The 1,272-nt window shown below is 61.4% G+C and carries 1 protein-coding gene and 1 pseudogene; one reads left to right on the top strand and one right to left on the bottom strand.

What is annotated here, in order from left to right; genetic code table 11:
* Nucleotides 1–94 precede the first annotated feature (94 nt).
* Nucleotides 95–592: pseudogene (locus C7451_RS19680) on the top strand (transposase); the annotation flags it as partial.
* Here C7451_RS19680 and C7451_RS20560 read toward each other — a convergent pair.
* Complete coding sequence (locus tag C7451_RS20560) at nt 566–907, bottom strand: transposase (RefSeq protein ID WP_425266516.1); 342 nt, start codon at nt 905–907, stop codon at nt 566–568. The pseudogene C7451_RS19680 and the gene C7451_RS20560 overlap by 27 nt on opposite strands.
* Between the last annotated feature and the right edge of the window lie 365 nt (nt 908–1,272).

Here is a 1,272-nt window from a genome sequence, read left to right on the forward strand (position 1 = left end):
CCGTCTCTAACACCGGTGCAAGCACCAGCGCTTGCACCGGTGCCTTCTCGGCACGTCAGCAAATCAGCGCAAGGCGGCCCTCACCGCAGGGTTACTGCTCAGCGCCACCTGGCAGCGGTGCCGCGTCCACTTCATGCGCAATGCCCTGGCCTACGTGCCCAAGGGCCAGAACACCGTCGTCGCCGCTGCCATCCGCCAGGTCTTCCTCCAGCCCGACCATGCCGCCGCGACACAGGTCTGGCGCCAGGTCGCCGACCAGTTGCGTACCCGCTGGCCAAAGCTCGGCGCCTGCATGGACGATGCCGAGCACGACGTGCTGGCCTACATGACCTTCCCCGAGCAGCACCGCGTCAAATTACATTCCACCAATCCACTGGAACGCCTGAACAAGGAAGTGAAGCGCCGCGCCGATGTCGTCGGCATCTTCCCGAACGAGGATAGCATCATCCGCCTCGTCGGCGCCGTCCTGCTGGAGCAGAATGACGAATACCAGCTCCAGCACCGCTACATGCAGATCGAGGGCATGGCCGCCCTTGCTACACCAATGATCGAGGAGGCACAGCCGCTACAGATTACACCCAAGGCCGCCTGAAAATGCAGCCCGCTGGCCACACCCAATTCTACACCACATTGACGGACGCGACCGCTTGTTCCCGTAACGGCTGATCCGGCCGCGGCGCGCGGTGGCGCCGGATTGATACAGATTGGGCGTTAGGCCGAGATAAGGCCCGACATCTCGATTGCTTCTAAAGCGGTACGGGTCTCCGACGGCGCTGTAAAATGACAGCGCTGTGATTGTCCCAACGCCAGGAATCGTCTGAAATCTGGCGCAGACCGGGATGCTGGCGGCCATTGTGCGCATCTTTCGATCCAAATCCAAGATATGAGAGCGCAGATCTTCTCCCATCCTGACCAGGGGATCCAAATCGACGCGGATCGTCACGCCGTTGGTGCTCAAAAGCCTGAGTTGGTTCGCGACTTCAGCCGCGAGCGATCCTCGCCCATTCAGGAGCTTGATACTGGCACCGTGCAACCTGAATATGGACTGGAGCAGCGCATCCGTCCTGGCTCGATGCTTTAGCGTAAGCGGGGCGCTGACCCCACCTTGCGCTGATCGCTGACAGCATCGACTTTGCGCGCCCCTGCAATGATTGAGGCGCTGCTCCTATGATAATCCCTAGTGACGATCCTGTGAGTAGGGGGGCTCAGCGGTTTGAGGTGTTCACCGGCGCTGGCAGGCGCAGGGATTGGCCGCCTGAGGTGAAGGCATCG

The sequence above is a fragment of the Blastomonas natatoria genome (assembly GCF_003201955.1).
Lineage (GTDB): Bacteria > Pseudomonadota > Alphaproteobacteria > Sphingomonadales > Sphingomonadaceae > Blastomonas > Blastomonas natatoria.

Coding starts and splice junctions, on each gene's coding strand:
- C7451_RS20560 (WP_425266516.1), bottom strand. CDS start 907: ATGGGAGAAGATCTGCGCTCTCATATCTTGGATTTGGATCGAAAGATG.